The organism is Butyrivibrio hungatei (assembly GCF_001858005.1).
Classification (GTDB): Bacteria; Bacillota; Clostridia; order Lachnospirales; family Lachnospiraceae; genus Butyrivibrio; species Butyrivibrio hungatei.
Window position 1 is genome coordinate 2,286,598 of record NZ_CP017831.1, and the last position, 26,054, is coordinate 2,312,651.

Consider the following 26,054-nt stretch of genomic DNA (forward strand, 5'->3'; position numbering starts at 1 on the left):
CTAATTTCCTTTATGTGGCAACTGCTCAGCCACTGGTATTGGAACATAATCTTCTGTTCCTTCGTCACAATAATTACAAGCTAAAAGATAATTCCTTTGATTGAGATCATAAATATCTTTTCTTATTTCTTCACGGGATCTTTCTTTTGTAAAATCAACATAGTCACTCTCAACATCAGGAATACCTAATTTCGTACCAAATGCTGCTCGTGGACAAAAATACAATTTTCCATCATGTAAATTGCGGCAGATCTCTCCGCAATGTTTGAACTGTTTCTTAAGCTCTTTTTTGCTCCTGCCTCTAAAATGCAAGTCACCTGGATCAAACCAGTTCTTTTCATCTGATCCTCGTACTATACAATTTATACCATTCTGATTGCAAAGTTCTTTAATACTGTCTCTATTTCTAGATAATTCACCATAATCACTTATCTGTATTTTCAATTTTGGATTCTGCAAAGTTTCCAATATATCCTGTTTTGGAATAATAGTTCCATTAGTCACTATTTCTACTGTTCTTACTTTAGGACAATCAATTGCGTGTTGAACAACCTCTTTTAAATTTGAGTATAGAAAAGGCTCCCCTCCCAAGATTCTGAAAATCTGTATAGCATCTACTGAATCAAATAATCTGTCCATATATTTCAAAGTTTTGTCTAATTCAAAATCAACTGGAGCTTCAAAATACGGCATCATGAATACACAATGTTTACATCTTAAATTACATTTCTGTGTGACAGGTAACTCTACATGATACAAATAAAGATAACCAAATATTTTATATAAAATTTTGCAAAAAAACTGGTATATTGGGAAAAGTCTAGCCCTTAAAGCTACTCTCTTCAGCCCACTATGCTTTCCTTTTTCTGCAAAAAAGTAAATTAATTTTAATAATCTTTCTCGCACTGTTTTCCCCTTTGAATCAATACTCACCACTATGCTAATTATAATCTATATATAGTTGTTTGTCATAGAAAAAGCGCAGATTTGGTATAATCTGCGCTTAGTTTTCTAATTTCAAATATTTCAATTTACATTATGCCTTTCAAGGCGATTATTGTAGACATTACCGCAAAAGATACAGTGAGAAAGGGACTTGCCACGCAAAAATGGCATAGAAAGACGCGCACAGATATTCAGAATCACAAAGTGATCCTGTCAGTGCAATAGGAGTTTGGGGACTCTACTGTATCTTTTACGTATGGAAGAAATGAAAGGTGCAAGATGTAGTTCCTACTACAGCAAATTAGACATGCTGTCTGCACCGTCATTGCGCTCAAAATGAGCAGATAAATGAGGTCAATGTTTACTAGTCGAAAAGAGATTAGCACAGGTAAAAGTGTAAGTAAATACTTCTTAAGCAATCTTAAGAATATCTACTGCAAATCTTAAGAAAGTCATAAGAAATATGCACAATCTCGTATTTTCTTGTACGTCAATTGGGTTTGAGTTTGAACATCAGATTACCAAAGATATAAGATCTTTCAAGGAAATTTAAATAAGACATTTTTGCAAAAAGATACAGTGAGAATCAGACTCTACTCCAAAAAGAGCGAGGAAAGACAGGCACAGCTATTGAACACCCCAATGTCCAAATAGGTGCAAATAGGAGTTTTTAAGGCTCTCCTGTATCTTTTGCATATGGTAGATACGAATGATGCACGAAGTATTACTTACTCCAACAAATTAGACATGCTGGAAGCATCACTCATGCGCTCAAAGCGAGCAGACAAACATTGATAAAAGACTCTTGTTCCATCATGGAAACAAGACACCAAAGACAAAAAATGAAATAAACATTTTTTGTAGAAGTCTTAAGATAATCTAACGATGATCCTAAGAGAATAAATATAAACTTCGAGTTGATTTTGCTTTAAGCTTCCCATTCTTTTGCAAGTTCACATCTTGCAATCTCAAGGGCTTCCCTTGTTTGGGGATTTCGAGTTTGAAAAGCAAACAGCTTCTCAAGATATCCCTGACGTTTTGCTATTTCACGACTCTTTGGGTAAACCAGTTCAAACATAAGTGCAATATGTCCCATCAGATGGTCGACTGGTGTTTTTCTAACTTCACGCGTAACAGTCTGATGATTTCTAATCTGTGCCAGAACCTCAGGCGATACTGATGAGGTATATAATATCTCTTCAGTAGTGTTATATATATCCGTAAAAGGAGTTTCTACGTTCACGCGAAGTATATCCACTTTGTCCGCATCACGGAGGATATTACAGATAGAAAGTGTTTTCTCGTCTAAGCCATCCTGCACACGAAATTTGTTGTGATTTCTGATGGCAATTTCAAGAATATTGTCCCACTCTCTTGTATCCAGAAATTCTTTGATCATTTTGTTATCTTTAAAAAGAATATCAGCTCCAAACTCTGCATGGTCTACAGATTCTATATCCATAAAGGTATTATAGAGCCGGACCTGCTCAAATCTCCCGATATCGTGCAGCATTCCGGATAGCCACGCAAGCTCTATGAAGTCAACAGCTTCAGGATTGGCAATATCTCCCACAATTGAAGTAGCGATCTCTCTACATATCTCGCTTACTCTGTAGGTATGATCAATCTTGAGTGCTATCTTAGGATCTTCTGGATTATATTTTTGGGTATACCCAGCAAAAACTTCCTTAACACGAAGTTCATCAAAGTTGATCATTTCTCTGCTATTCCCTTCAGTTATAACAAATTTAAGCCTATGAACTAAATCGTACAGAGATGGCCATTCTCTATACTATTCAGATTATAATGCAAAGACAGTAGGAAACGAAATCCTTTTCATAACCAACCGTTAAAAATTTATCATACCGATAATTTTTTGTAAAGTATAAATATAAAATTTTTATAAACTTTTTGCAATCTAATTTCGTAATTATGAATTTTTACTTGCAACTATTTTTCTTTCCCACATAAATACAGTTTCTATTTCACACAATTCACACAACTTAATACTAAAATAAAGATGTAGCTTAATTAATTACTAATCCATCCGATATACATATTGAAGTGGTTATAAGGGAGATAGATATGGATTTTAATTTTCTAGCTGCAGCCAACGGAATAACAAGTAAATATCTAAATCAGCTCCAGCCATCTAATGCCTCTGATTCTTTGGAACTTAGTGATGACTTAAAGGGCAGATTTGGTGAGAAATTCGATCAGGCTTATGACGAAATGCAGGCCGCAAGATTATTAAATGCCAGCATGAGACAAAGCTATGAGGCTGCACACAAAGACGATTTATATGCCCATGCCAGCAGGCTTGGATATTCAATAGATAACAGAGTAATAGATATGCTTCACTTAGAGATATCAGACAAGATGAACGCCCAGATAAATGAAGCAATGAATAGCGCAATACAGAGCATTTAAAAACTGCCATCGCCGCAAGGACAATGGCAGTCTTTTTTATAATTTAGCACATCCATAGGTTTCAAGCGAATGTCCCAATAATTCAACTATCTTAAGCTCATCCACAGCGTCGTAAACTGCGTTGTGGATCTCTTTATATCTGGAATCGCCAGTCAGCATTCTCATGATAGGCTCAACTCCATAATTGCTCTTAAGTCTTCCAGTCTTGCAACAAAGCGCCGTTTCAGGAATTGCCCTGTTATACTGCTTGTAAGCTGCAAGTCTCATGATATCAAACCACTCAAAGTGCTGAAGTTCAGGAAGATGACCATAGTCAAACTTGGCATTGTAAGCCATGATCTTTTTTACATTATTATGTAAAAGATATTTCTCAAGATCAGCAATTGCTGCATCCCTATTACAAGAAATCCCCTTAACACCTCTGTAATTCATAACATTTGAATAGATACCTCCCACATAGCACTCAGGCTCAAAAATGTAGTATCTCTTATCTACACATTTAAAACTTTCAGCATCTGCTATGGCAACTCCCAAAGACATAACAGCGTCATGCCAGTTAGTCTCTGTATCTATTACTGCTATCCTGTCCGAATCACATGGTGTAAAAAAAACACTTTCTTTTGCTACTGTCTTCTTTTTTTCCTGGACAGACTGATTCTTTATCATGTTCAAAAAATCTAGAGAACTGTTCATACTAACCTTATTTCAAAAATCCGATATCACTGATGATAGGAAGCTCTTTTGCCTTGCCCTGAAGTGACCATACGATAGCGATGATCTTGATGATAAAAAGCACAAGACATGCAATACCAGTAACAAGCCAACCAAGTATAGGAATGATACTTGGGATCAAGCATAAGATAATAGCAATATCAAATCTTATTGCATTCTTGGCATGGAATCTTGTATATGGTGTGTTAACAAGAAGAGCTATGATGATACCAAAAATCTCAAAGAGATAGCAAGCTGCACCAAAGAGCTTGTTATCAGCGATATCGTTAGCATCAAACTCGTTTGTGTGGTCCTTAGGATCATTATAAACTATAGGCTGCTGATATGGAGCCTGCTGAGCGTTCACAAATACTGGTGTCCCCTGCTGAGCGTTCTGCTGTGGTGCCTGCTGCATAGTAGGCTGAGCCGCCTGCTGCTCTGCTGGCTTGATCTCAACTCCGCAATTAGTGCAAAAGATCACACTGTCATCAACCTGATTTCCGCAATTCTGACATACTTTCATTTCATTACCCTCCTAAAAAAAACTAGTACTTTGAACATCGATAAATCCAAAGTACTAGTAAATTTTACATTTTATAATATTTAATTGCAATACTTGTGAAGAGTATTTCTAACTGCATCTGTACCTGAAATAAGCTCCATGAAATAGCCAAGGATCTTGTCTGTAAGGCCAGCTGTTTCAAGATCTGTTCCAAAGATGCTTGCATCCTTTAAAAGTGGCATAACAAGCTCTTTTACCTTGTCTGCATCACTCTCACCAAGCTTAATATCCTTAACAAATCCCTGTGCCTTCTCAAGCATTGGATCTGGGCTTGGCTCAAATTTATTACCCTTGTCATCAAGTCCCATAAGATAACGAAGCCATCCAGCGTGTACAAGTGGAATAAGCTTAAGGTCGCTGACATTGAGCTTATCAGAAGCAAGATAAGCCTTGATAGTCTCACCAAATCTGATTCCAAGCTTCTGAGATGTGTCACAGGCAATTCTCTGAGGTGTATCAGGCATGAACTTGTTAGGAATTCTAACGTTAACTACTGTGTCGATGAACTCCTTAGGGCTGATAACTCCAGGATCTGTAACAACAGGAAGTCCCTCAACATAGCCGATTGTCTTAACAAGGCTCACAAGATCCTCATCCTTCATCTCTTCTGAGATCTTGTCATAACCAAGGAGGCATCCGTATACAGCAAGAGCTGTGTGAAGAGGATTAAGGCATGTGCAAACCTTCATTCTCTCTACCTTGTCTACTGTCTCTTTATCTGTGAAGATTACGCCAACCTTCTCAAGAGCTGGTCTTCCGTTAGGGAACTTATCCTCGATAACGAGATATTCGCTCTCTTCAGCATTTACGAAAGGTGCAACCCAAGTCTTCTTGGATGTTACAACTGCTTCAAGCTCTTCAACGCCATCACCAGCAAGGATTGCGTTTACTGAGTCGTCTGGTCTAGGTGTGATCTTGTCGATCATTGACCATGGGAATGAAACCTTGCTTTCATCCTCAATGTAGCTTACAAAACCAGCATCTGCCTTACCATTTTCAACCCACTTCTTAGCAAAAGAGCTAACGGCATCATGAAGCTTATCGCCGTTGTGTGAGCAATTGTCTGTGCTGACCATAGCGATTGCCTTAGCGCCTGCTACATATCTCTCATGCAAAAGAGCTACCACTTTACCGATATAGCTCTGTGGTCTTTCTGGTCCATTTACAAAATCATCTGCAACTGCTGGAAGGATCTCTCCTGCTGGATTAACAAGACTATAGCCCTTCTCAGTAATTGTAAATGTACACATCTTAAGAGAATCTGCTCTAAAGATCTCTTTTAATCTCTCAAATTCCTTGTCATCGTTAGAATCAAGGATGCAAGACTCTGCAATACTTCCAATAACATTCTTTTCAACAGAACCATCTGCCTTAAGAGTTACCAGAATAGAAAGATTATCATGAGGACGATACATCTTTTCAATAATCTCATAATCAAATCCCTCAACTACAGTAAGACCCTTATCATTAAGTCCCTCTGCAAGCATTCTCTGAGACAGATTTGCCTGAAATGCTCTAAAAATGTTACCTGCGCCAAAATGTACCCACTCAGGATTAGCAACTGTCTCCTTGATCATCTTTTCTCTATCAAATGTTGGAAGAGCATATCCCTTCTCTTTCCAGGAATTGTCTGTCTTTATGCTATTATCACACAGCTTCATACTTATTCTCCTTCTTTATCTTCTTAAGATATTAGATTCCTCTCTCGTGGCTCTTCTTGATTGCTTCCCAAAGTCCGTTGATGTATGTTGCACCAAGTGCTCTGTCGTAGAGGCCATAACCTGGCATTGCAACTTCGCCCCAGATCATTCTGCCGTGGTCAGGGCGGATTGGTCCATCAAAACCAGTCTCGTAGAGAGCCTTAACGATCTCGTACATATCAAATGTTCCATCTTCTGAAAGATGAGCAGCCTCCTCAAAGTTTGTAGGAGAAATGAACTTAAGGTTACGAACATGTGCAAAGTGAATTCTGCCCTCAAGTGCTCTGATCATGTGTGGAAGATCATTTTCAAGGCTTGTTCCATAAGAACCTGAGCAGAATGTTACACCATTGTGTACGTCATCTACAGCTTTCATGAGCTTTAAGATGTTCTTTTCATTGTTGATGATTCTTGGAAGGCCAAATACTGACCAAGCAGGATCATCAGGATGAATAGCCATCTTGATATCATATTTGTTACAAACAGGCATAATAGCCTTAAGGAAATAAACGATGTTCTCAAAAAGCTTGTCTTCATCTACATCCTTATAGATTTCGAAGAGCTCTTTTACGTGAGCCATTCTCTCTGGCTCCCAGCCTGGCATTACAGTACCGTTCATCTCACCAGAAATAGACTCGAACATCTTCTCAGGATTGATGGCATCGATTGCTTCCTGTGTATAAGCAAGAACTGTTGAACCATCTTCTCTCTTTCTTGCAAGCTCAGATCTTGTCCAGTCAAATACAGGCATGAAATTGTAGCATACCATGTGGATATCTTCCTTACCAAGGTTCTCGAGTGTCTTGATATAGTTGTCGATATGAAGATCTCTGTCTGCTGTAGCAGCCTTTATCGCATCTGATACGTTAACTGACTCGATGCCAGCAATATGCATGCCCTCAGCTTCTACTTCTCTCTTAAGAGCCTTGATCTCATCCTGCTCCCAAAGTTCACCAGCCTGCTTGTTGTAAAGAGTTGTGATAACTCCCTTCACGCCAGGAATCTGTCTGATCTGCCAAAGCTTAACAGTATCATAATCTGTGCCATACCAGCGAAGTGTCATTTCCATAATTTTGTACTCTCCTTATTAAAAATATCCTATTGTTCGATAATTCTTTTTTTGTTATACCTACAATAGTTTTTTTCGAATAAAAAGAGAATGGAATAAGTTGTTTCCAAGATTGCAAAAATTGTTACTGATGGTAATATAGACTTATGAAAAACAAATTAAGATCATCCTTCAACACAAGACAATACATGGTTTCATCGGACTTTGAAGTGTTCTTTTATCAGGACAAAAACTTCAAGACCTTAAGTCCACATGCCCACGATTATTACGAGTGCTATCTCTTCATCGAGGGCGATGTTACTATGGAAATCTTTAATCCAAATGGAGATTCTTCTCATTATGAGATGTCCCCTGGAGATCTGATGCTAGTGCCCCCAGGAATCTATCACCACGCCCTGATGCATGACTCAGACAAAGACTACAAGCGCTTTGTCTTTTGGATCAGCAAGGACTGCTGTGAGAAACTTACCCAGGAATCAGTAGACTACATGTATCTTATCCAGAAAGCTGAAGCCTTTAAAAGATATATCTATCATCTGACACCAGCTTCTTTCCACCTTGTAGAATCGAAGTTCCTAAGATTATTAGAAGAAATAGCAGGAGACAGGTACGGAAGCGGTGCCATAAGGCATCTTTGCCTCTGCGACCTCATTCTTACCATTAACAGGATAATTTACGAGGATGACCACCAAAAGTCTGGAAGTGAGGAGCTTACTCTTTTTCAGAATATCCTCTCCTACGTTGAGACCAATCTTGAAGACACCCTTTCCCTTGACGACATTGCAAGGCAGTTTTTTGTGAGCAAATACTACATTGCCCACCTGTTCAAGGATACTCTCGGAGTTTCTCTTCATCAGTACATAATCAAAAAGCGTCTCGAGGAATGTCGAAACGCCATAACAGCAGGGTCCAGTATCACAACAACCTATGAAAAGTTTGGATTTAGGGATTACTCCAGCTTTTTTAAAGCCTTTAAAAAGGAATATGGAATGTCACCAAAAGAATTCCAGAACCTGTCAGCATTAAAGGTTATTTCATCGAGCCAAAATATTGCAATTACGGATACAAAATAAGATAATAGAGTAATCATATCCAATAGGAGGCTCTTATGTCAGACACAATCACACTTACAATTCCAAGACAAAAGAATATCGCGCTTATTGCCCATGATGGCAAAAAGGCTGAGCTTATAAAATGGTGCCAGGACAATGCAGAGACACTTAAAAAGCACTTCCTCTGCGGCACAGGCACAACAGCCAGAATGATCACAGATGCAACAGATCTTCCTGTTCGCGGCTACAACTCAGGCCCACTAGGTGGTGACCAGCAGATTGGAGCCAAGATCGTAGAAGGCAAGATCGATCTTGTAGTATTCTTCTCTGATCCGCTTACTGCTGCTCCTCACGATCCTGACGTTAAGGCTCTTATGAGAATCGCACAGGTTTATGACATTCCATTTGCAAATAATAAAGCAACTGCTGATTTTCTTCTTCACTCCAGCTACATGGATGAAGAGTATGACCACGAGATCATCAACTTCAAGCAGAACATAGCTCAGAGAGCAGAAACACTTCCAAACAAATAACTTAAATCTAGTAGGCTGACTCCTACTCGATTTCGCACACGAACATTCCGCACTTAGTGCTCCATGTTCTTACGACCGGCAAATGAATTTGTATGCAAGCATCCATTCGCTTGCCGGTCTTGTGCATCAAAAAAGACTTGGGAATACTCTTCCCAAGTCTTTTAATCTATATTAAAAAGATCACTTGATCTCAACATCTCCAAGGCTGCAGTTTACCATGATAGTTCCCTCGGTACCTGTTTGAACATAGGAGTTACTGCTGGTTTTTTTGCCTATCTTCATGGATCCAAGAGATGCATTAGCTGAAATTGAATATTTCTCAAGGTCTTTTACCATATCGATCTCAACATCACCTAAAGACGCATCAACATCAATATTCTTGGCATCACAGCTATAGATCTTAACATTTCCAAGTGCCGCATCTATATCAATATCTTCAGAAACAAGACTCTGAGCCTCAAAGCTTCCAAGGTTATCATTTATGTGAACCTTCTTAGAATCAAGCTTTTGAAGAGTTACTTCACCGCAGGCAAGATTCAAACTAAAATCATCAAGCTTTATATCCTTTGGTAAAACAATAGTCATCTTGTTACTCTGACTGTCGAACTTGGTGTTTTTGATCTTTGTATCAGGCTGCTTGATAGTAAGTGTCTTGCTACCTTTGTCGTAAGTAACTGTAGGTTTAAGTCTCTCTGCGCCATAATAGGTTATTGATGGAGCGCTGCCCTCTTCAATCTCTACATCCATAAGGGCTGCTTCAATGCTGATCTTTTGAACATCAGCGCCAAATTCATAATCTGCATTCACTTTCTTGTCATTTACACCCCCATGGACATAACACCCATAGATGATCGCACAAAGTGTGAGAGCCACAAGAACAAAAGAATAGATATGTCTCATAATATTTCCTCCTTACTTCTTAAGAAAGATCTCAGTAAGTGGCTTACGTAAAATGCCTGCTATAGGCCAGATAAGCCATGTTGAGCCCCAGTTAAATGATGTAAAGCTAAGGATAAGGTAGATAGCAAGTACTGTCTTCCAATAGTCCTTCATAAGTATTTCTGCTGCACGGCTTACATATTCTTTCTTTACTTTCTTGACTGGCTCATAGTTGCCTGCAACTGTAGTTGTATCATTAAGAGAAAGGAGCTTGTCGAAAGCAGCGTCCTTAGCACCTGAGAACATGATAAAGAATACACCGATACCAGCTCCGATGAAGATAAGTGCTGGAGCAAATCCTTCAGTAATGATGCTAAATGATGAACCAAGAATTGTATCCAGGATAATTACTGGAAGGAAGCTGATGCTACAAAGCACGATTCCAAGTGTTCTAAGAACAAGCTTATAAGACTGGCTGTCTTCCTTTTCCCTTGCAAGATACTCAGCTGTTGAATAGCTGATCGTGCAAAGCTCTTTGTCCAAAAACTTCCAATCACGCATAAGGAATGATGCGATCATGAAGAGACTGATACCTGCTGCCACGCAGATAAAGAGTAAAATTACACCGATAAGTTCAATTGCATCAATTCCTACTGCATTGCCAATTGATCCGAAAATGATAGGTCCAATAGGTGAAAAGATGCAGAGCAGGATTCCAAGGGAATTGAAAAATCTGCGACGTGCTGAATCAGCAATATAATTGTCACATTCATTCTGGCTGATAAGTCTTCTATCAGTTGTCTCCATCTCAGAAACCACGTTGTTGATTCCAAGGCTCTCAGAGATCTCATCAAGATTTCCAAACTCTGAAATTACAATGGCGATTGCCTCATTCTCAGGCTTTCCCTCACCAATAAGCTCTGTAAACTTATCTTCCATCATTGAATAAAGCTCATCTTTTGCCTTTTTAACTTCAAGAGTATTTGGAAGATTAGCAAACATTGTCTCAAGATAATTCTTAATCGTTTCCATAATCACTGTTCTCCTCTAATAAAATGTTCGACGACTTCTTTCGTCAAGTGCCATTCCTGGCATTTTTCCTCATAATATTTTTTGCCGAGTTCTGTAATCTTGTAGTAGGTTCTCTTCTTGCCATTCTCTGCACTTTGTGAATAGGATTCAACGTATCCGTTCTTTTCCATTCTGGTGAATGCAGAATAAAGAGTTGTTTCTTTGATAATATATTTATCCTCCGAAAGTGCCCTTATCTTCTTGGATATATCGTATCCATATGAGGGCTCATCAAGGAGTATAAATAATATGATCGTGTCATTGTATCCGCGAATTACATCGCTACTGATCTCAATCATCCATGAATCACTCCCTTTCTTTATATTCAATTGATCAATTTCAATATAATATACTTCATCTGTAGTACTACGTTTATCATACTACGTCAGTCGTACTATATCTGATGAAGTAAATATACTACGGCTGTCATAGTATGTCAATAACTTTTTCAAAAATTTTTTTACCAAATTTTGATAACGTTCAAAAGTCGCATAAAATAAAGGCTTACAGCCATCTTATTGGTTGTAAGCCCTTTGAATTTTCATTTATTTAGTTAAAAGAAATTTAGAATCCGAGGTTGTCATTTACTAAGATCACATGGATACGATCTGCATGACGTGAGAATCTTGTAATAAGGAACTGGCAGCAGATCGTGTCTGGAGATTTGCAGTTCATGCAAGAACCAGTCTTGGCACATGGAGTATTAAGTCCAAATCTCTGAGCATTTATAGGTGCTGCTACGTTTCTTGCTCTCTTCATAGCTGCGTCAACATCAGGACAAATCTTGTTCATTCCAACGATAACAACTACATGCTTTGGTCCCTGGGCAATTGCTGATACTCTGTTAGCGTTGCCATCAATGTTGACCATTACGCCATCTTCTGTGATCGCATTGGCACTTGTAAGGAAGTAATCAGCATCATAGGCTGCAAGCATAGCTGCTCTCTTATCCTCTGCCTTATCTCTATCGATAAAGTTATAGTTCCCATTCTTGAGAGCATCTACAAGACCAATCTCATGAGCTGACATTGCGCCGCCCATAGTAACTGATGAAGACTCAGGAATGATCTCAAGTGCGATTTTAAGAGCCTCTTCTTTAGTAGCTGCGTAGTAGCCCTTCATGTTTCTTGACTCAATTCCCTTGATAACCTGCTGTGCCAGCAGCTGGTTACGTTTAACAATATTTTCGTTCATAGAAACCTCCTCTAAGCATGCACATTTCAAATGTTTTTATAATTATACATTCAAATTAGATAGTGCACAATCTTTATTTAGAAAAGGTCCATCCGATAGTCTCTGTGAATGCTCTTGTTATTGCATCTGATGGCTGACCAAAAGCTCCAAGTATCAGAGCTACAGCCGCAAATAAAGGAATCATCATAAGTATTGCAATGATAGGCCATGCAAGCGGAGTATTAAGCGCTTCCTCAAGAGCTGTTCCGATGCCTTCCTGATCAAGTACAGGTCTTTGTGCCATTTTGGTCATTGGAATATATTCAAGAATGATGTACCCCAAAATACTCAAGCAAAGAAATGTCACCACAGTAGGGAGAGTATCAATATTCAAAGGAACGCCTTTTTGGGGCGTTCCTTGATTTATTTATTAGTACTGAGGTACTGTGGCATGTACCTGATAGTAAAAGATCATTCCATCATAGAGATCCGCAGGTGCCATCTCTGTTCTGTAGGCTGAGTGGTAGATATAATAGATGCCTGTAAAGCCCTCTCCTACAGTTCCCATTGAGACTGGTGAATGGACAAGATCATAAACTTTTTTGTCCGTTTCAGGCGAAATAGTTCCAAAGTCCAGATAGAATTTCTTATCCTTCATGTACTTTGCCTGATAAGCTATTGGATCAGCTGTTGTAACATAATAGTCTTTTCTCTGATACTCCTCAGTTGTGATGCTAAGTACACTGATATTAGCCTTACCCTTAAAGAAATCTGTTCCAAGGCTGTAGTATTCATCTCCATACTTTTCCTTGAGAATATGTCCCATAGTAGTAGGCATCATGGAGCTATGTGGCGCTTTTGAAATATGACCATCATGGGCAGCAAGCATCACTTTGCCGCTTCCAAGCTTCTTTTCAAGCTCAAGGATCCATGTAACGTTGTCAGCCATAGCCTCATCTCTATATGCATACATATCAAGGTCTTCGACAAAAATGTAACCTAGAGTTGATTCGATGTTTTCGGTTGTTTTGATAGCACAGATAGTATCAAAATCCTGTTGAGAATCACTTAATGCTTCAACTGCTTTTCTGATCTCAGATAGTTCGGCCTTAATCTTCTCAGCATCTTCTTCTGTTATGCTTTCTGTTCTTTCTTCATCAAGCCAATCGTCAAGGCTTGATGTATCAATTCCAGTAATTCCATTTTCTGCCATGTAGTTTTTCAGAAAATCTACACCCTTTTCTGGATTCTGCATATCAAATCCATAGAATCTAAGGCTCTTTTCCTTTGGAACAGACAGGTTATACTCTCTCATCCAGTCAAGGATCCTGGCCATTTCCGCTGTATGATAGATCTTAAAGCTCATGTTGTTTACGATATCTCTTGCATTTCCTTCACCGCCCTGAATGAATTCGTTAGCTTCAAGGCAGTCAGCAAAGTCTGCTTCAAGTGCAAAGGCTGTAAAGCCATTTTCTTCTACAAGCTTTTTAAACATCTCAAGCTTAAGTGTCTGAAACTCTGAGCTTCCGTGAGTTGCCTCGCCAACGCCTACGATCTTAACGCTATCAGGAATCTCTATATCATCAAAAGTCTTTGCACTATTCACAACATCTTTTATCTTGTGACTAGCAAGAACTGTCTTATAATTAAGGGCTATAACTGCTGCCAGAGACCCAACTAAAACTATTGTAAGTATAATTGCAAGAATTACCTTGCAGATTTTTTTGAACACTTTCATTTTCATGCTTCCTTCCCATAAACTATGTTGTAATACTGTTTGGATGTAATGTTATAAACAAGTGTGTATACTCCGAGGAATATAAGGCTCACAACTATGATTGCGAGATTAAAGGTAAGTGTATCCACATAGAGGATCATTCCCAAAAAGAGTCTTATTATCTTACTTGCGACTATCATATGGATGATTGCTGTTGTCACAGGTAAAAAGAACATGAGCATTACCTGACTCTTAATTGCGCCCTTAGCTTCCTTGTCGGAAAGACCTGCATTTGACAGGATCTCAAATCTCTTTTTATCTTCAAAGCCTTCTGACATCTGCTTGTAGAAGATGATCATTACTGTTGCAATGAGGAAAAGAGCTGCAAGGAAGATTCCAACAAAGAAGATCCCGCCATAGATACTGTAAAAAGAGCTTCTTTCATCTTCCTTATAAGTTACACTGGCTTCAAATGGAGCCTTTAAGATAGTATCTTTCACTATGCCGATCTGCTCATAGCTTGTATCTTTTGGCACATTAAAGCCAACATAAACCTGTTCAAATCCAACAAGGCTTTCTGGATTTTGAGATAAAAGCTTTTCTTTTTCTGTCTTATCTGCAACAACTATTATCTCTTCATCAAAAAGAGACATTGATGGGTCGAATACTTCTTCAAGACATTTAGATGAGATCTTCTTTTTGATCTTATAATCTGAACCGTATATATTGAAATTCTCACCGGCCTTTACCTTGGCACCCGCACTGTATCTAAGGATCTCTCCGGCGTCCAAAGTCTCTTTTTCTCCGGTGTAGAGATTATATTCATCAAGGGTTATGACATATAAAACTCTCATAGAAGTAAAGTCGTAGTTACCCTTTGTATAGCACTCAATACTTCCATCTGCTGAAACATTGCAGATATCCATATAGTACTTTCTGACAATTCTGTCAGAGTCGCTTATTCCTGCCTCTTTTACTGCTTTTGTGACAACTGCGTCATATTCATCAAGGGTAACATCTCCATCATTTATATCACGTACTACCACATCTCTTCTAAACATAGAGTTGATATTCTGCTCACCTAGCATAAAAAGAGCAGTTGAACAAACCAAAAGAAGAATAACTCCGGTAGATAAGATGCAGATAGATGCAAGACCTGCTGCGTTATGCTTCATTCTGTACATCAGATTTGAAACACTGATGAAATGCTTTGTTTTGTAATAGTAATTTTTGTTTTTCTTGAGCATCTTAAGTACAAAGATGCTACCTGCAATGAAAAGAGCATAGGTTGCGATAGTTACAAGGATCATTGCCTTAAAGAGATTTCCAAGAGCAACAAATGTGTTGTCTGTAGAAAGAGCCATCTTGTAACCAACTAAAAGAGCTATGGCTCCGATGATCAAAAGAACTACCTTTACCTTGGGCTCCTTTTCACCTATGTTGTCACTCTTTAAAAGCTCGATTGGATTGCCAAGCCTTACTGTAAGAAGGTTGTGGATAAGACAAATTCCAAAAACAACTGCAAAAAAAATCACAGTAAGCATTGTTCCTCTAAGTGAAAAATCCATTCCACTTACAAATGGCTGTTTGATGATCCTGTAAATCCAAAGGACCATGAGCTTATTCATGAATGCTCCGGCTACAACGCCTAGAACTATTGATGAAGCGCTTATTATAAGACTCTCAAGAGCCATTACTGTTGAGACATTTTTCCTGCTAAGTCCTAAAACGCCATATAGTCCAATTTCTTTTTTGTAGCCCTTCATTACGAACTGATTTCCATAAAAAAGAAATATCATGGCAAAGATTCCAACTACAATAGAACCGATAGAAACAAACCGAACGATGTAATTGGCTCCCTTAAATGCTGCTACGCCGTCTCTCATGATGTACTTGCTATCAATAAGAGATACCAATATATGAAAGACCATTACTGTAAAGGCACTTGCAAGTATGTAAGGAAGCACTGCCTTTTTGTTGTTTTTGAGCCCCGTAAGAGCAAGGTTTCCCAGAAGATTATGATTCACTGTCCTCTCCTCCCCTCATGAGTACTGTAACTGACTCACAGATCTTATCAAGCATCTCGCTTCTGTTCATCTGTCCTCTGTAGATCTGGTGGAATACCTCGCCGTCTCTGATGAACATAACTCTGTCTGCGTAGCTAGCAGCCACATTACTGTGAGTAACCATAAGGATTGTCTGACCACTCTTGTGAATGTCTCTAAGCTGATGCATAAGGTTTGTAGCAGCCTTGGAATCAAGCGCTCCTGTAGGCTCATCAGCAAGAAGGATCTGAGGATTTGTGATAAGTGCTCTAGCTACTGCTGTTCTCTGTTTCTGGCCACCTGATACTTCGTATGGGTACTTGTGTAAAAGTTCCTCAATTCCAAGCTCTTTTACAAGTGGAGCAACCTTAGCGTCCATTGTCTTGTAATCTTCACCGGCAAGAACCAGTGGAAGCTTGATGTTATCTTCAATAGTGAAGTTATCAAGAAGGTTGAAATCCTGGAAGATAAATCCAAGGTTGTTACGTCTCATGATGGCTCTCTCTCCATCCTTAAGTGCTGAGAAATCTTTACCATCTACAAGAACCTTACCTGCTGTTGGCATATCAAGACTTGCAAGGATATTTAAAAGAGTTGTCTTACCACTTCCTGACTCGCCCATGATCGCAACGAACTCGCCTCTCTCGACGCTAAAGTGCACATCCTTAAGTGCTGTAACTGAATTTGTTCCCATTCTTGTCTTATATACTTTTTTTACATGATTAACTTCTAATACTGACATCTTTCATTCCTCCGTACTAATCTTCTATGTGTTTTCATGGGCTTTTGCTCATGCTTTCGTCTCTTGACAATAACAAGGATAACAAAAAAGGAAATGCCTTGCCTTTTTAATAGCTTACATTTCCTCTTAGTAATCTTACATTTTTGTAAGGTTCCCTATATTAACTTTTTCCTTACACACTGTGATCACAACGTCGGTTCCCTTGGAGACCTCTGATTCTATGCGGATCTTGTGGCCCAGCTTGTCGCAAACTCCCTTACAAAGGTAAAGGCCTATGCCACTGGCCTTCATATCCATCCTGCCGTTGTAACCTGTGTAACCTTTCTCAAATACCCTTGGAAGATCCTCACTACTTATGCCAACACCTGTGTCTCTTATGACTATCTCGGTATCAGCAGTTGTTTTGCCCTCTTCTGGGATTCTGGTAAATATCTTGATACCGCCTTCCTTGGTGTACTTAAGGGCATTGGAAAGTGCCTGCTCTAGTACAAAGGATAGCCACTTCTCATCTGTAAGTATGGTGATATCTAGGTTTTCAAGTTCAACTGACAGATGCTTGTGAATAAAGATCGTGGAATACTTTTTGACTACCTGCTTTACAAGAGGCTCAAGACTTGTCTTTTCAAGCAGCATATCCCCTGACATACCTTCAAATCTAAGGTAGTTAAGAGCCGTTTCCACATAATTCTCAATCTTAAAGAGCTCTCTTTTGCAATCTCCCATATCTGGCTCTTCGTCTGCAAGTAGGAGTTTCATGGCTGCAATTGGAGTCTTTATCTGATGGGCCCACAGTGCAAAAAAATCTTCTTTTTCCCTGATAGCTTCCCACTTTGCGCTGTCATCATCTGTCTCCTTTTCTGGTTCACTTATGGAAGATGACTTTATGACATGTTGATTATATATACATGCAACTGCTGTGATCAGCAGGATAAAAGAGATCCCATAAAAGATAAAGTCTGACGCAGCGCGGTACAACACACATACAACAACAAATACAAGCATAAGAAAGGTATTGCTCAATATGTATATTCGATTATTTCCCCAAAAGCCTTTATTCACCAACGATGTAGCCCAATCCTCTCTTTGTTGCTATGAAGTCCTCTGCCCCGGCAGCTTCAAGCTTTTTGCGGATCCTGGTGACGTTGACTGTAAGAGTATTGTCATCTACAAATTCGTCAGCTCCCCAGAGCTTTTCCATGATGCTCTCTCTTGAAACTACTTTTCCAGCCTGCTCCATCAGAGTCTTTAATATAAGGTACTCGTTCTTGGTAAGCTCAAGCTTCTCATCGCCTACAGACGCTGATGTATCATCAAGGTTTAACTTCACGTTCTTTACTTCTAGCTCATGAACTGAGATGCTCTCGCCATAGCTCCTTCTAAGTATTGCCTGGAGCTTGGCTGTTAGTACCTGCAGGTCGAAGGGCTTGGATATAAAGTCGTCTGCCCCCATGTTCATGGCCATTACGATATTCATGTTCTCATCAGCTGATGACACAAATACTATAGGTACCTGTGATACTTTTCTGATCTCTCCGCACCAGTAAAATCCGTTATAAGCAGGGAGCTTTAAGTCCATCAGTACTATATCTGGCTTAAACTCATTAAACTCTTCAATGATATTCTGAAAGTCCTGAGCCACCTTTGCCTTCATCTGCCAGGTCTCAAGGTGTTTTGAGACCTGAGCAGCTATTACTTCATCATCCTCAACAATAAATACTTTTCGCATATTTTTCTCTCTGTTACTCTGTATAGTCAATATTCATGGGCTCTGCCCACTTATACAGATTAACATTTTTTAGCCGATAGTACAAAGCTCTCCTCTTCTGATATAGCCAATCTTTTCATAACAGGCATTGGAAGCAACGTAATCAGCATCTGTGTAGAGCATTGGCGTAAGGCCTTTTGCTGCCGCAATCTGTGAAACCTTACTTACAAGGTTCTCAGCGTAGTGACCACGTCTGTGCTCAGGCTTTGTATACACAAGGCTGATACATCCAAGACCATCGTCTACTCTATATTTACAGCTTGCTACATTTTCTCCTTTTTCGTTTTTCCAGAAAAAGATATTTCCGCTTTCAATATCAGCCTTGGCTGACTCCCTATAGAACTTCCTGTCTCTTTGATCAAGCTTAAGTTCATTGTGGAAAGCCTCTGTGAAATCCACAAGCTCATCCTCGTCAGCATCTGTAAGCTTGTAGATATCACCCTTTGCTACTGTAGAAGGCTCTTTTACCTGAGGACAGTCATAGGCAAACATATTGGTCTTGACCTTGAGATTAAGAAGCGTGTCTTTTGTCTTATTTATAAAGAACTCTGCCAGCTTGTACTTGACGTTAAAGCTGTGCTTACCATCTAAAAGTCCATTTTCTGCAACTACCTTGTAGGCATTCTCAAGGTCTTTTTCTGTGGCATCATCTGGGGTCCAGATCCATACAGGAAATGGAGTGCATGAAAAGCAGATTATAAGCTTCTCATGGTCTGAAAGAATCAGATCGCACTTTCCTTTAAGTATCCTTCCTAATACAAAGAAGGTGTATTTATCTGACTCTAATAATCTATAATCTCTCTCATCTACGAAATTATCCATAACTGTCCTCCTTTTACTCTTTTATCCTGGTAAAGTACTGTTTATCGTCTTCATGATGGATGTATGCGCCGTTCTTTTGCTGAACTCGTAGGCTAGCTGGATTGTCTTTGTTTACTGACATGTATACTTCATGAATGCTCATCTGTCTAGCCTTAGCAAGAGCCATAGCTAAGCCTTTTGTAGCATAGCCTTTATTTCTGTATTTTGGAGACATGCAGTAACCGATGTGTCCTGGGCCTTCACGTAAGAAATCATTTAGGTAGTGGCGGAGGTTAAATACACCAACATAGTTTCCTTCATCTGATAAAACATAGGTGGTATCTGGAACAAAGCCCTCTGGTAAGTCTTTTCCCATAGACCAGTTGCGCTTTTTTTCAATCCAGCCTAAAAACTGGTCATAATCATAGCCATATACGTTGTTGATATAGCCATTCTCGTTTTCAGGAAAAGTCATATAAAGCTCGTATGTCTTCCTGTAATCTGAATCCTGTACTCTTATTAGTTCCATTGTTACTCCTCCTACTTGTTATATGTATTTATTAAATGAAAAAGCCTCATCAAACCTTTTAAGTCTGATGAGGCCTTATAACCACTTATATGTAAATACCCTATCTCATCCTGTGCATTTACTCATATCCTCATCAACCATAACACTATTAAGCCCCTGATAATTATTATTCACGGGCATGGTAGTTTCTGACATGGAATTGAGAATATAAGAATATGTCATGTGATTCTCACTTTCTGAAAAATTATTAGTTGTTAGTATAATTGACACACAATATCCTGTCAACACCAAAAAAAGTTATATTTACAAATGAGGGGAGAACAACTAGAATTATGGATTAAAAGGAAATTTTTAAGTATATATTTGGAGAAAGAAATGAGTTTATCTATTATTGTCCAGCAGATGGGAGTCATCTGTCTTTTAGTTTCTATTGGTATTTTGCTGCAGAAAAATGGCACAGTTGACGGGATCACTTCCAAGAAGGTGTCAGCAATCGTGGTTGATATCTGCAATCCAGCACTGATCATGGCATCAATCCTTGGCGGAAATATAACAGCCACCCACAAAGACCTACTCTATGCTGCAGGTCTCGGGGTTACATTCTATGCAGTGCTTGTAGTTATTGGTTTTGTATTACCGGTTCTTTTAAATGTTGATACTGACAAGCGTAAGTTCTACAACCTTATGTGCGTCTATACTAACACTGGTTTCCTTGGAATCCCTGTTGCCAAGGCAATCCTTCCACCAAATGCTATCCTGTACGTCATAGTTATCAACATATTCTACAGCTTACTGTTCTACACCCACGGCGTAACAGTACTTGGAAGCGACTCTGATAGTCCTAAAGAAAAGAGCAGTTCTCTTAAAAACATCATCACTCCAGGAACTATCATGGCAGTACTTAGCCTTGTGGTATTCTGGTTTAATGTAACACTTCCACCAATTCTGGCAAACACCATTGAGTATGTAGGAAATTCAACCGTATTTCTTTCTATGCTTCTTCTCGGAGTATCAATCGCCAGATCAAGCTTTGTGAGTTCATTAAAAGAATGGAGGATATGGGTATTTATAGTACTTAGAATGATCATCCTTCCTATAATCGTTGTGATCATCATGAAAGGAATGTCTTTTGACAAGACAGCAATCCTTGGCATGTGCCTTATGGCTGCAGTTCCTGTTGGCAACCTTCCAATGATCCAGGCTGAGAAAAAGGGCATGGATACGAGCGTCCTGGCATCTGCAATTGCAGTCACCACAGTAGTTTCTGTTGTGACTATCACCGTGCTCATTGCTGCTGCAACCACTGTGCTCTGATACGTTTTTCTGCATTATAAAACCCGGTACACATCAAAATGTACCGGGCTTTTTTAATTTGTTCCGATATTAAGCCATTTTCCTTTGAAATAATAAATGATAAATACTATGGAGCTTACTGACCATGTCAGTGGATAAGCCCAGAATATCACGTTTATTACAGGAATAATGTGCACGATTATAGTGATGTAGGTTATTCTCAGAAGACACCAGCTAGATAACATTACGATCATAGGCACTGTTGTCTTACCTGCTCCTCTGTATATGCCAGCAAGGCAGTGACTAAGAGCAAGAAGGCAGTAAAAAAGGCTCTCTGTCCGTGCCTGTGTTGTTCCTATTGCAATGACCTCTGCTTCACTTGAAAACATACGAAGAAGAATAGGTGCGAAGGCAAATACTATAAAACCTATGACTTCTGCGCAGGATACACCTATGGCACTTCCAATGACAGCGCCTTTCTTAACTCTTTTCACCTCACCTGCGCCCAGATTCTGACTCACGAAGGTCGTAAGAGCCATACACATACATGTTATTGGTAAAAAAACAAATCCTTCAAGTTTAAAGTAGCTTCCACAGCCTGCCATGGCAACTGATCCAAAGGCGTTGATATTTGACTGAACAACTACGTTTCCGATAGCAATAACGCTATTTTGTATTCCAGTTGGAAAGCCTATCCTCAGCTCTTTTGCCAAGGTAACTCTATCCATCCTAAGCTGCCTCAAATAGATCCTGTGAGGACCATCCACCATAGTGAGCTTAACAAATGCTAGAACAGCGCTAACAAACTGAGCTATTACTGTTGCAAGGGCTGCTCCGCCGATGCCCAATCCCATGAATTTGACAAAGGTTATATCTAATACAGTATTAAGGACTGTGCTGACGATCAGGTAGTACAGGGGCCTTTTAGAATCTCCCATTGCCTGAAATACGCCGCAGCACGCACTGTACAGGATGTTACCAAGACCGCCTAAAAAGTATATCTTGAAATACAGAACTGAACTTGGCATTACGTCTGCTGGCGTGCCCATCCACTTTAGAAGCGTTGGCGTAAAGAAATATCCCCAAACTGTCATTACTAATCCCATGACAATTGCAAAAGCGATACCTGTGTGAGCCGCTATCTTAACGCCATCATTGTCTCCGGCTCCGTATCTTTTACCTATGATAACGCTATTGCCCATGAACAGGCCATTTATAAAGCCTACCATCAAAAATATAAGGCTACCGGTAGTACTAACGGCAGCCAGTGCTTCTTTTCCCAGAACATTTCCTACAACAACCGAGTCCACAACGTTGTAGAGCTGCTGCAGGAGCTGTCCGAAGAAAAGTGGAATTGCAAATAGTATTAAGTTTTTGGTAATCGAACCTTTAGTCATAACATCATCATACTAGCAGAATAAAGTGGCCTAGTAAATACAAAATTTAATTGTGCTCATTTAATACGATGTTTGTATACACCTTGTTGGCTCCAGCATACATAAGCAAGTAGACAAGTAAAATGAACATTGAAAATGCAAAGATGCATAAAGCAGCAAATTTCATATCAGTAAGCATAAAAAGCTTAAGTACGCTGCAAATAAGTCCAAAGCAGGCAAGTACGTGACAAAATGCCATCACTATTGGAATAAAGAATAAGATCCTATTCTCTATCCGAATGCCCTGCTTTATCTCTTTTTCTACCATTCCAACCTTCTTCATGATTCTTACGTCTTCTACATCATCTACAGCTTCCTGGATCTGTTTGTAGTACATGATGAAGATCATATACATTACAAAAATGATGCTGATGAATATTCCGATGAAAAGAAATATGGCATTTCTAGCGTATCTGGTTCTCCTTTGGGTTGCATTGCTGTCAAAATACTCAACTGTAGGAGTATTTATGAGCTTCTCTCCAAGAATTTCATCAAATCTTGTCTTTTCATCAAGATTGCCTGATGTAGTATAGTTTATCCAATGGTGTATTTCTCTGTCATTGCCAAGTGAAACCATGTACTCACGGCATTCTTCCATAGTCTCATAATCTTTGACAATAATAGTATATTCGTAGGCATATTTGATATTATCTGTCCTTGCAAATAGAGGTCCTTCAAGAACTTCTTTGACCTTCAGTTTTTTACCATAATAGTCAAGTTCGTCATAATCTCTTGTTTCGAAATCTTCTTCTCCAATGAAGAAGACCTCATCGTCTTCCAGAGTCAGGTTCTTGTTTTCATATTTGTTGTAATCATCAAGTGTTATGATCTCCACTAATTCTGGAAGGTCTTTTGTTACGGCGTTGTTATTATCAAAGCTTCCTTTTTCCTCATCAAATACTGTCTGAAACGCGTACCTGTCAAAAGTTCTGATAAGTTCAACTTCAGTACCTGCTTCTTTTGCAGCCTCTTTTACAATATCAGCTACAAGTTCCTTGTTCTCACGAACTGTTGTATTAATCTCGCCATCAACGTTGAAGGCAGCAGCAGCCTGTCTCTCTGTTCCAAGATAAAGAGCTGCTGTAGATGAGGTTCCAAGAACTACGCAGGTAAAGAGGATATTGATAACAGCAAGGGACATGGCGTTGTTCTTGGTCTTTGCAATGAGCTTAGCAATTGTGATAAAGAATGGATTTTTGTAGTAAATACTTTTCTTACTCTTTAACGCAAACTCTATCATTACCACAAAGCTTGAGATCACAAAATAGCTTCCAACGAACAGGACTCCAATTGCAACTAGTATTGTTGATATGCTATTTATAAAATCTTCGTTGTTATTAACATAGGCATATGCACCTGCGATCAGTGCTACTCCTGCAAAGCCTTTGACCACATCCAGGGCCTTGATCTTTCTGATGACCTGATTTGTATTACCCTTTGTTAAAAGAGCTATGGCGTTCTGGCCTTTAATAACTGCGAGATTCTTGATGTACAAGATAAGGTTTATTACTAAAGTGATAAGCATTGTGATCAGGAGGCTAAAACTGTTAAAACCGCTTTCGTAGTTGGAGCTACATTTCATCATTTTAAAAAGTGTCTCATATATAGCTCTCTGTAAAAGCATTCCCAAAAGAAGGCCTGTTGTTACAGATAAGAGGTACATATATATGTTCTCAAAGCCCATGATGCAGGCAATCTCTTTTGTTCCAAGTCCCCATACTTCATATAGGCCAAGCTCTTTTTTCCTTCTCTTAAGAAGGATCCTTCCTGTGTATGTCTTGAATAGATAAGTAACTATTGTAAGGAAGGCTGCTCCAAAATAAAGGATAACCTTAAGCGTCTCATAACCTTTAACTGTTTTAAGACCTTCGTTTGTTGCCACAAAGAAATACAGATATAGCGTGATAACTGTAAATATATCAACTACCAGATTTGCTAAATGGAATTTTTTGTTCTCGTATATATTCTTAAATGCTACTTTTGCCCAAAACAGATTTTTCATGGTCATGCTCCTTGTTAGTAATGTGCTTTAGTTCTTTACATTACAAAGGATAGCAAAAAAGGAAATGCAAAGCCTTTTAACTAGCTTACATTTCCTCTTAGTAATCTTACAATTTTGTAAGGTATGATCTATTCCACTGTCCGTTCAGTATGGTCTTTTAGTTAGATACAGTACATATGTATCGTTAAAAACAATTCGATTTCCAGCCTCTAGCACCGAATTCCTAAGTTTCTCAAAGAACTCAGTTCGTAGAGGTTCTGAAAGCACTATATGATCGCAATGGGTTCCACAAAATGACACATACTCATCAGCAGTAAATACGCGCTGACCTTTAAAATCGTGACGTGTAACCTCAGTATAGCCATACTCAGAAGCAGCTGTATATCGGAACTTCCCGTGCATATAAGGAATATCTGGCTTGTAGTAACGATCGTACAAGGCTTGGATCTTCGCATACAGCAGCTCATTGCTTGATTTATACTCTGAGCTGGTAATCATCATTGCAAGCGTTCCACCTGGTTTTAGAAGATCGAATGTTTTTGTATATGCCACTGTCTCAGGTATCCACTGAATTGTAGCAGCCGAATAGATCATATCAAACTTCATATCACCAAAATCATGTGTAATAAAATCATCATTCACAATGTTGAAGTTTGATAGCTTCCCGTACTTCTCTTTCATCTTACGATAAAGATGTTCCCCAAGTTCGATTGCATGGTATTCGCACCCAGTTCTAAGCACAGGATCCGTAGCCTGTCCTGTTCCGGGACCAATTTCCAAAACGCGCTTTCCTGGTCCAATTTGGGCTTCGTCGATCAAATATGAAAACAATTCCTCGCTATACCTTGGACGAAATTTATCAAACTGCTCAGGGATAGTATCGAATACTCGTCTAAACTCGTCCTGTTCAAGTTCTTTGATATCTTCCTCAGTTAACCTATTGAGCTTTCTGTCATTAACTTTGTAGATTGTTCCTACAGTATCTACCTTGCCTCCTTTGATAAAAAAGGCACTCATATCCTCCATGGCGTAAACTGTGCGGTCATCTGACATCCTAAGTGTCTGCTCATAGCGCCATTTATCTTCTAGGTCATGGTGACAGCTAACTGTGATATTAGTGAATCCTAGTCCATCAAAAGCTTCCATTGATTCAAAGAAATCCACCGTCTTACGGGCCATATTCATAGAGCCAGCACTAACGCCAAATATAGCGGCATGACAATCAATCAAGGCATCATAGCAGCTTTTTTCACGAATAAGATCAAGCTGCTCCTCACAGGCTCCGCCACCCATCAGAAAAATACAATCCGCATTTTCCACAAGCTCTTTTGCATTACCCGGTTCTGTGCGCTTATCAATCACGCAGTGCTTTTCAAACGGTAATCCCTGCTCTACAAACATCTCATACATGCCATCACAGTCATCATCATTTTGCTCATAATCTAGCGGACACGCTGTGATAAACACTATGCTTTTCCTATTCTTAAGTTCTGTTCTAAGACGCTCAGCAATCTCCTTTGAGAAATGATGCTCTGGAAAACCGCTAAATACCGCCAACAATTCTTTTCTCATACTGTTCCTTCCCCTTGTGGTTACGAT

General features: G+C 39.2%; 25 protein-coding genes. 4 read left to right on the forward strand and 21 right to left on the reverse strand.

All coding sequences use genetic code 11. The features are described 5' to 3' along the window. Together bhn_RS10540 and bhn_RS10545 are read right to left on the reverse strand one after the other, a co-directional pair. Positions 1-906 (reverse strand): radical SAM protein, encoded by a 906-nt coding sequence (locus bhn_RS10540; RefSeq protein ID WP_071176667.1) that lies wholly within the window; start codon positions 904-906, stop codon positions 1-3. A gap of 967 nt (positions 907-1,873) precedes the next feature. Next, positions 1,874-2,662 (reverse strand): HD domain-containing protein, encoded by a 789-nt coding sequence (locus tag bhn_RS10545; protein ID WP_071176668.1) that lies wholly within the window; start codon positions 2,660-2,662, stop codon positions 1,874-1,876. A gap of 368 nt (positions 2,663-3,030) precedes the next feature. Here bhn_RS10545 and bhn_RS10550 point away from each other — a divergent pair, with 368 nt between their 5' ends. Further along, positions 3,031-3,375 (forward strand): hypothetical protein, encoded by a 345-nt coding sequence (locus bhn_RS10550; protein ID WP_071176669.1) that lies wholly within the window; start codon positions 3,031-3,033, stop codon positions 3,373-3,375. A gap of 36 nt (positions 3,376-3,411) precedes the next feature. Here the strand turns inward: bhn_RS10550 and bhn_RS10555 are convergent, their stop codons facing one another. From bhn_RS10555 to uxuA, 4 genes are all read right to left on the reverse strand, one after another. Continuing rightward, the gene (locus tag bhn_RS10555; protein WP_236845908.1) at positions 3,412-4,068 is read right to left on the reverse strand and encodes a 3'-5' exonuclease family protein; all 657 of its coding nucleotides are present in this window, start codon (positions 4,066-4,068) and stop codon (positions 3,412-3,414) included. Between the two features lie 7 nt (positions 4,069-4,075). After that, entirely contained in the window at positions 4,076-4,609 is a 534-nt protein-coding gene (locus bhn_RS10560; protein WP_071176670.1) for a DUF4870 domain-containing protein, read from the reverse strand. A gap of 80 nt (positions 4,610-4,689) precedes the next feature. After that, positions 4,690-6,309: a mannitol dehydrogenase family protein gene (locus bhn_RS10565; protein ID WP_071176671.1), complete on the reverse strand. Its 1,620-nt coding sequence runs from the start codon at positions 6,307-6,309 to the stop codon at positions 4,690-4,692. Positions 6,310-6,340: 31 nt separating this feature from the next. Continuing rightward, on the reverse strand, positions 6,341-7,417 hold the full coding sequence (gene uxuA / locus bhn_RS10570; protein WP_071176672.1) for a mannonate dehydratase: 1,077 nt from the start codon (positions 7,415-7,417) through the stop codon (positions 6,341-6,343). A gap of 146 nt (positions 7,418-7,563) precedes the next feature. On the opposite strand from uxuA, the gene bhn_RS10575 reads away from it, so the two are divergent. Beyond that, positions 7,564-8,490 (forward strand): helix-turn-helix domain-containing protein, encoded by a 927-nt coding sequence (locus bhn_RS10575; RefSeq protein WP_071176673.1) that lies wholly within the window; start codon positions 7,564-7,566, stop codon positions 8,488-8,490. 35 nt (positions 8,491-8,525) lie between these two features. Beyond that, positions 8,526-9,002, forward strand: a complete 477-nt coding sequence (locus bhn_RS10580; protein ID WP_071176674.1) for a methylglyoxal synthase — start codon at positions 8,526-8,528, stop codon at positions 9,000-9,002. A 180-nt stretch (positions 9,003-9,182) separates the two neighbouring features. On the opposite strand, the gene bhn_RS10585 is transcribed toward bhn_RS10580, so the two are convergent. The 12 genes from bhn_RS10585 to bhn_RS10640 form a co-directional block, all read right to left on the reverse strand. After that, positions 9,183-9,902, reverse strand: coding sequence for a DUF4097 family beta strand repeat-containing protein (locus tag bhn_RS10585; RefSeq protein WP_071176675.1), 720 nt, complete (start codon positions 9,900-9,902; stop codon positions 9,183-9,185). A gap of 12 nt (positions 9,903-9,914) precedes the next feature. Then, positions 9,915-10,913: a permease prefix domain 1-containing protein gene (locus bhn_RS10590; protein WP_071176676.1), complete on the reverse strand. Its 999-nt coding sequence runs from the start codon at positions 10,911-10,913 to the stop codon at positions 9,915-9,917. 2 nt (positions 10,914-10,915) lie between these two features. Beyond that, positions 10,916-11,251 (reverse strand): PadR family transcriptional regulator, encoded by a 336-nt coding sequence (locus bhn_RS10595; RefSeq protein ID WP_071176677.1) that lies wholly within the window; start codon positions 11,249-11,251, stop codon positions 10,916-10,918. A 265-nt stretch (positions 11,252-11,516) separates the two neighbouring features. Next, positions 11,517-12,146 carry a lactate utilization protein gene (locus bhn_RS10600; protein ID WP_071176678.1) on the reverse strand — a complete coding sequence of 210 codons (630 nt, stop codon included), beginning with the start codon at positions 12,144-12,146 and terminating at the stop codon, positions 11,517-11,519. 73 nt (positions 12,147-12,219) lie between these two features. Further along, positions 12,220-12,519: a DUF6688 domain-containing protein gene (locus bhn_RS10605; RefSeq protein WP_071176679.1), complete on the reverse strand. Its 300-nt coding sequence runs from the start codon at positions 12,517-12,519 to the stop codon at positions 12,220-12,222. 36 nt (positions 12,520-12,555) lie between these two features. Then, positions 12,556-13,869, reverse strand: coding sequence for an erythromycin esterase family protein (locus bhn_RS10610; protein WP_083385923.1), 1,314 nt, complete (start codon positions 13,867-13,869; stop codon positions 12,556-12,558). Then, positions 13,866-15,869 carry an ABC transporter permease gene (locus bhn_RS10615; RefSeq protein WP_071176681.1) on the reverse strand — a complete coding sequence of 668 codons (2,004 nt, stop codon included), beginning with the start codon at positions 15,867-15,869 and terminating at the stop codon, positions 13,866-13,868. Before bhn_RS10615 ends, bhn_RS10610 begins: the two co-directional genes overlap by 4 nt. Continuing rightward, positions 15,859-16,629: an ABC transporter ATP-binding protein gene (locus tag bhn_RS10620; protein WP_071176682.1), complete on the reverse strand. Its 771-nt coding sequence runs from the start codon at positions 16,627-16,629 to the stop codon at positions 15,859-15,861. Before bhn_RS10620 ends, bhn_RS10615 begins: the two co-directional genes overlap by 11 nt. 135 nt (positions 16,630-16,764) lie before the next feature. Continuing rightward, the gene (locus bhn_RS10625) at positions 16,765-17,631 is read right to left on the reverse strand and encodes a sensor histidine kinase (RefSeq protein ID WP_083386092.1); all 867 of its coding nucleotides are present in this window, start codon (positions 17,629-17,631) and stop codon (positions 16,765-16,767) included. Positions 17,632-17,680: 49 nt separating this feature from the next. Then, positions 17,681-18,355, reverse strand: a complete 675-nt coding sequence (locus tag bhn_RS10630) for a response regulator transcription factor (protein ID WP_071176684.1) — start codon at positions 18,353-18,355, stop codon at positions 17,681-17,683. A 69-nt stretch (positions 18,356-18,424) separates the two neighbouring features. Then, a complete protein-coding gene (locus bhn_RS10635; protein WP_071176685.1) occupies positions 18,425-19,216 on the reverse strand; it encodes a GNAT family N-acetyltransferase in 792 nt (263 codons plus the stop codon). Between the two features lie 13 nt (positions 19,217-19,229). Continuing rightward, positions 19,230-19,724: a GNAT family N-acetyltransferase gene (locus tag bhn_RS10640; protein ID WP_071176686.1), complete on the reverse strand. Its 495-nt coding sequence runs from the start codon at positions 19,722-19,724 to the stop codon at positions 19,230-19,232. A gap of 375 nt (positions 19,725-20,099) precedes the next feature. Here bhn_RS10640 and bhn_RS10645 point away from each other — a divergent pair, with 375 nt between their 5' ends. Then, a complete protein-coding gene (locus tag bhn_RS10645) occupies positions 20,100-21,038 on the forward strand; it encodes an AEC family transporter (RefSeq protein WP_071176687.1) in 939 nt (312 codons plus the stop codon). Between the two features lie 53 nt (positions 21,039-21,091). Here bhn_RS10645 and bhn_RS10650 read toward each other — a convergent pair whose 3' ends face one another. The 3 genes from bhn_RS10650 to bhn_RS15725 all read right to left on the reverse strand — a co-directional run bounded on the left by bhn_RS10650 (position 21,092) and on the right by bhn_RS15725 (position 26,027). Beyond that, positions 21,092-22,414, reverse strand: a complete 1,323-nt coding sequence (locus bhn_RS10650; RefSeq protein ID WP_071176688.1) for an MATE family efflux transporter — start codon at positions 22,412-22,414, stop codon at positions 21,092-21,094. A 46-nt stretch (positions 22,415-22,460) separates the two neighbouring features. Next, positions 22,461-24,455, reverse strand: coding sequence for an FtsX-like permease family protein (locus bhn_RS10655; RefSeq protein WP_071176689.1), 1,995 nt, complete (start codon positions 24,453-24,455; stop codon positions 22,461-22,463). Positions 24,456-24,599: 144 nt separating this feature from the next. Beyond that, positions 24,600-26,027, reverse strand: coding sequence for a Type 1 glutamine amidotransferase-like domain-containing protein (locus tag bhn_RS15725; RefSeq protein ID WP_161487324.1), 1,428 nt, complete (start codon positions 26,025-26,027; stop codon positions 24,600-24,602). Between the last annotated feature and the right edge of the window lie 27 nt (positions 26,028-26,054).

Coding starts and splice junctions, on each gene's coding strand:
- bhn_RS10545 (WP_071176668.1), bottom strand. CDS start 2,662: ATGATCAACTTTGATGAACTTCGTGTTAAGGAAGTTTTTGCTGGGTAT.
- bhn_RS10550 (WP_071176669.1), top strand. CDS start 3,031: ATGGATTTTAATTTTCTAGCTGCAGCCAACGGAATAACAAGTAAATAT.
- bhn_RS10555 (WP_236845908.1), bottom strand. CDS start 4,068: ATGAACAGTTCTCTAGATTTTTTGAACATGATAAAGAATCAGTCTGTC.
- bhn_RS10560 (WP_071176670.1), bottom strand. CDS start 4,609: ATGAAAGTATGTCAGAATTGCGGAAATCAGGTTGATGACAGTGTGATC.
- bhn_RS10565 (WP_071176671.1), bottom strand. CDS start 6,309: ATGAAGCTGTGTGATAATAGCATAAAGACAGACAATTCCTGGAAAGAG.
- uxuA (WP_071176672.1), bottom strand. CDS start 7,417: ATGGAAATGACACTTCGCTGGTATGGCACAGATTATGATACTGTTAAG.
- bhn_RS10575 (WP_071176673.1), top strand. CDS start 7,564: ATGAAAAACAAATTAAGATCATCCTTCAACACAAGACAATACATGGTT.
- bhn_RS10580 (WP_071176674.1), top strand. CDS start 8,526: ATGTCAGACACAATCACACTTACAATTCCAAGACAAAAGAATATCGCG.
- bhn_RS10585 (WP_071176675.1), bottom strand. CDS start 9,902: ATGAGACATATCTATTCTTTTGTTCTTGTGGCTCTCACACTTTGTGCG.
- bhn_RS10590 (WP_071176676.1), bottom strand. CDS start 10,913: ATGGAAACGATTAAGAATTATCTTGAGACAATGTTTGCTAATCTTCCA.
- bhn_RS10595 (WP_071176677.1), bottom strand. CDS start 11,251: ATGATTGAGATCAGTAGCGATGTAATTCGCGGATACAATGACACGATC.
- bhn_RS10600 (WP_071176678.1), bottom strand. CDS start 12,146: ATGAACGAAAATATTGTTAAACGTAACCAGCTGCTGGCACAGCAGGTT.
- bhn_RS10610 (WP_083385923.1), bottom strand. CDS start 13,869: ATGAAAATGAAAGTGTTCAAAAAAATCTGCAAGGTAATTCTTGCAATT.
- bhn_RS10620 (WP_071176682.1), bottom strand. CDS start 16,629: ATGTCAGTATTAGAAGTTAATCATGTAAAAAAAGTATATAAGACAAGA.
- bhn_RS10625 (WP_083386092.1), bottom strand. CDS start 17,631: ATGCTTGTATTTGTTGTTGTATGTGTGTTGTACCGCGCTGCGTCAGAC.
- bhn_RS10630 (WP_071176684.1), bottom strand. CDS start 18,355: ATGCGAAAAGTATTTATTGTTGAGGATGATGAAGTAATAGCTGCTCAG.
- bhn_RS10635 (WP_071176685.1), bottom strand. CDS start 19,216: ATGGATAATTTCGTAGATGAGAGAGATTATAGATTATTAGAGTCAGAT.
- bhn_RS10640 (WP_071176686.1), bottom strand. CDS start 19,724: ATGGAACTAATAAGAGTACAGGATTCAGATTACAGGAAGACATACGAG.
- bhn_RS10645 (WP_071176687.1), top strand. CDS start 20,100: ATGAGTTTATCTATTATTGTCCAGCAGATGGGAGTCATCTGTCTTTTA.
- bhn_RS10650 (WP_071176688.1), bottom strand. CDS start 22,414: ATGACTAAAGGTTCGATTACCAAAAACTTAATACTATTTGCAATTCCA.
- bhn_RS10655 (WP_071176689.1), bottom strand. CDS start 24,455: ATGAAAAATCTGTTTTGGGCAAAAGTAGCATTTAAGAATATATACGAG.
- bhn_RS15725 (WP_161487324.1), bottom strand. CDS start 26,027: ATGAGAAAAGAATTGTTGGCGGTATTTAGCGGTTTTCCAGAGCATCAT.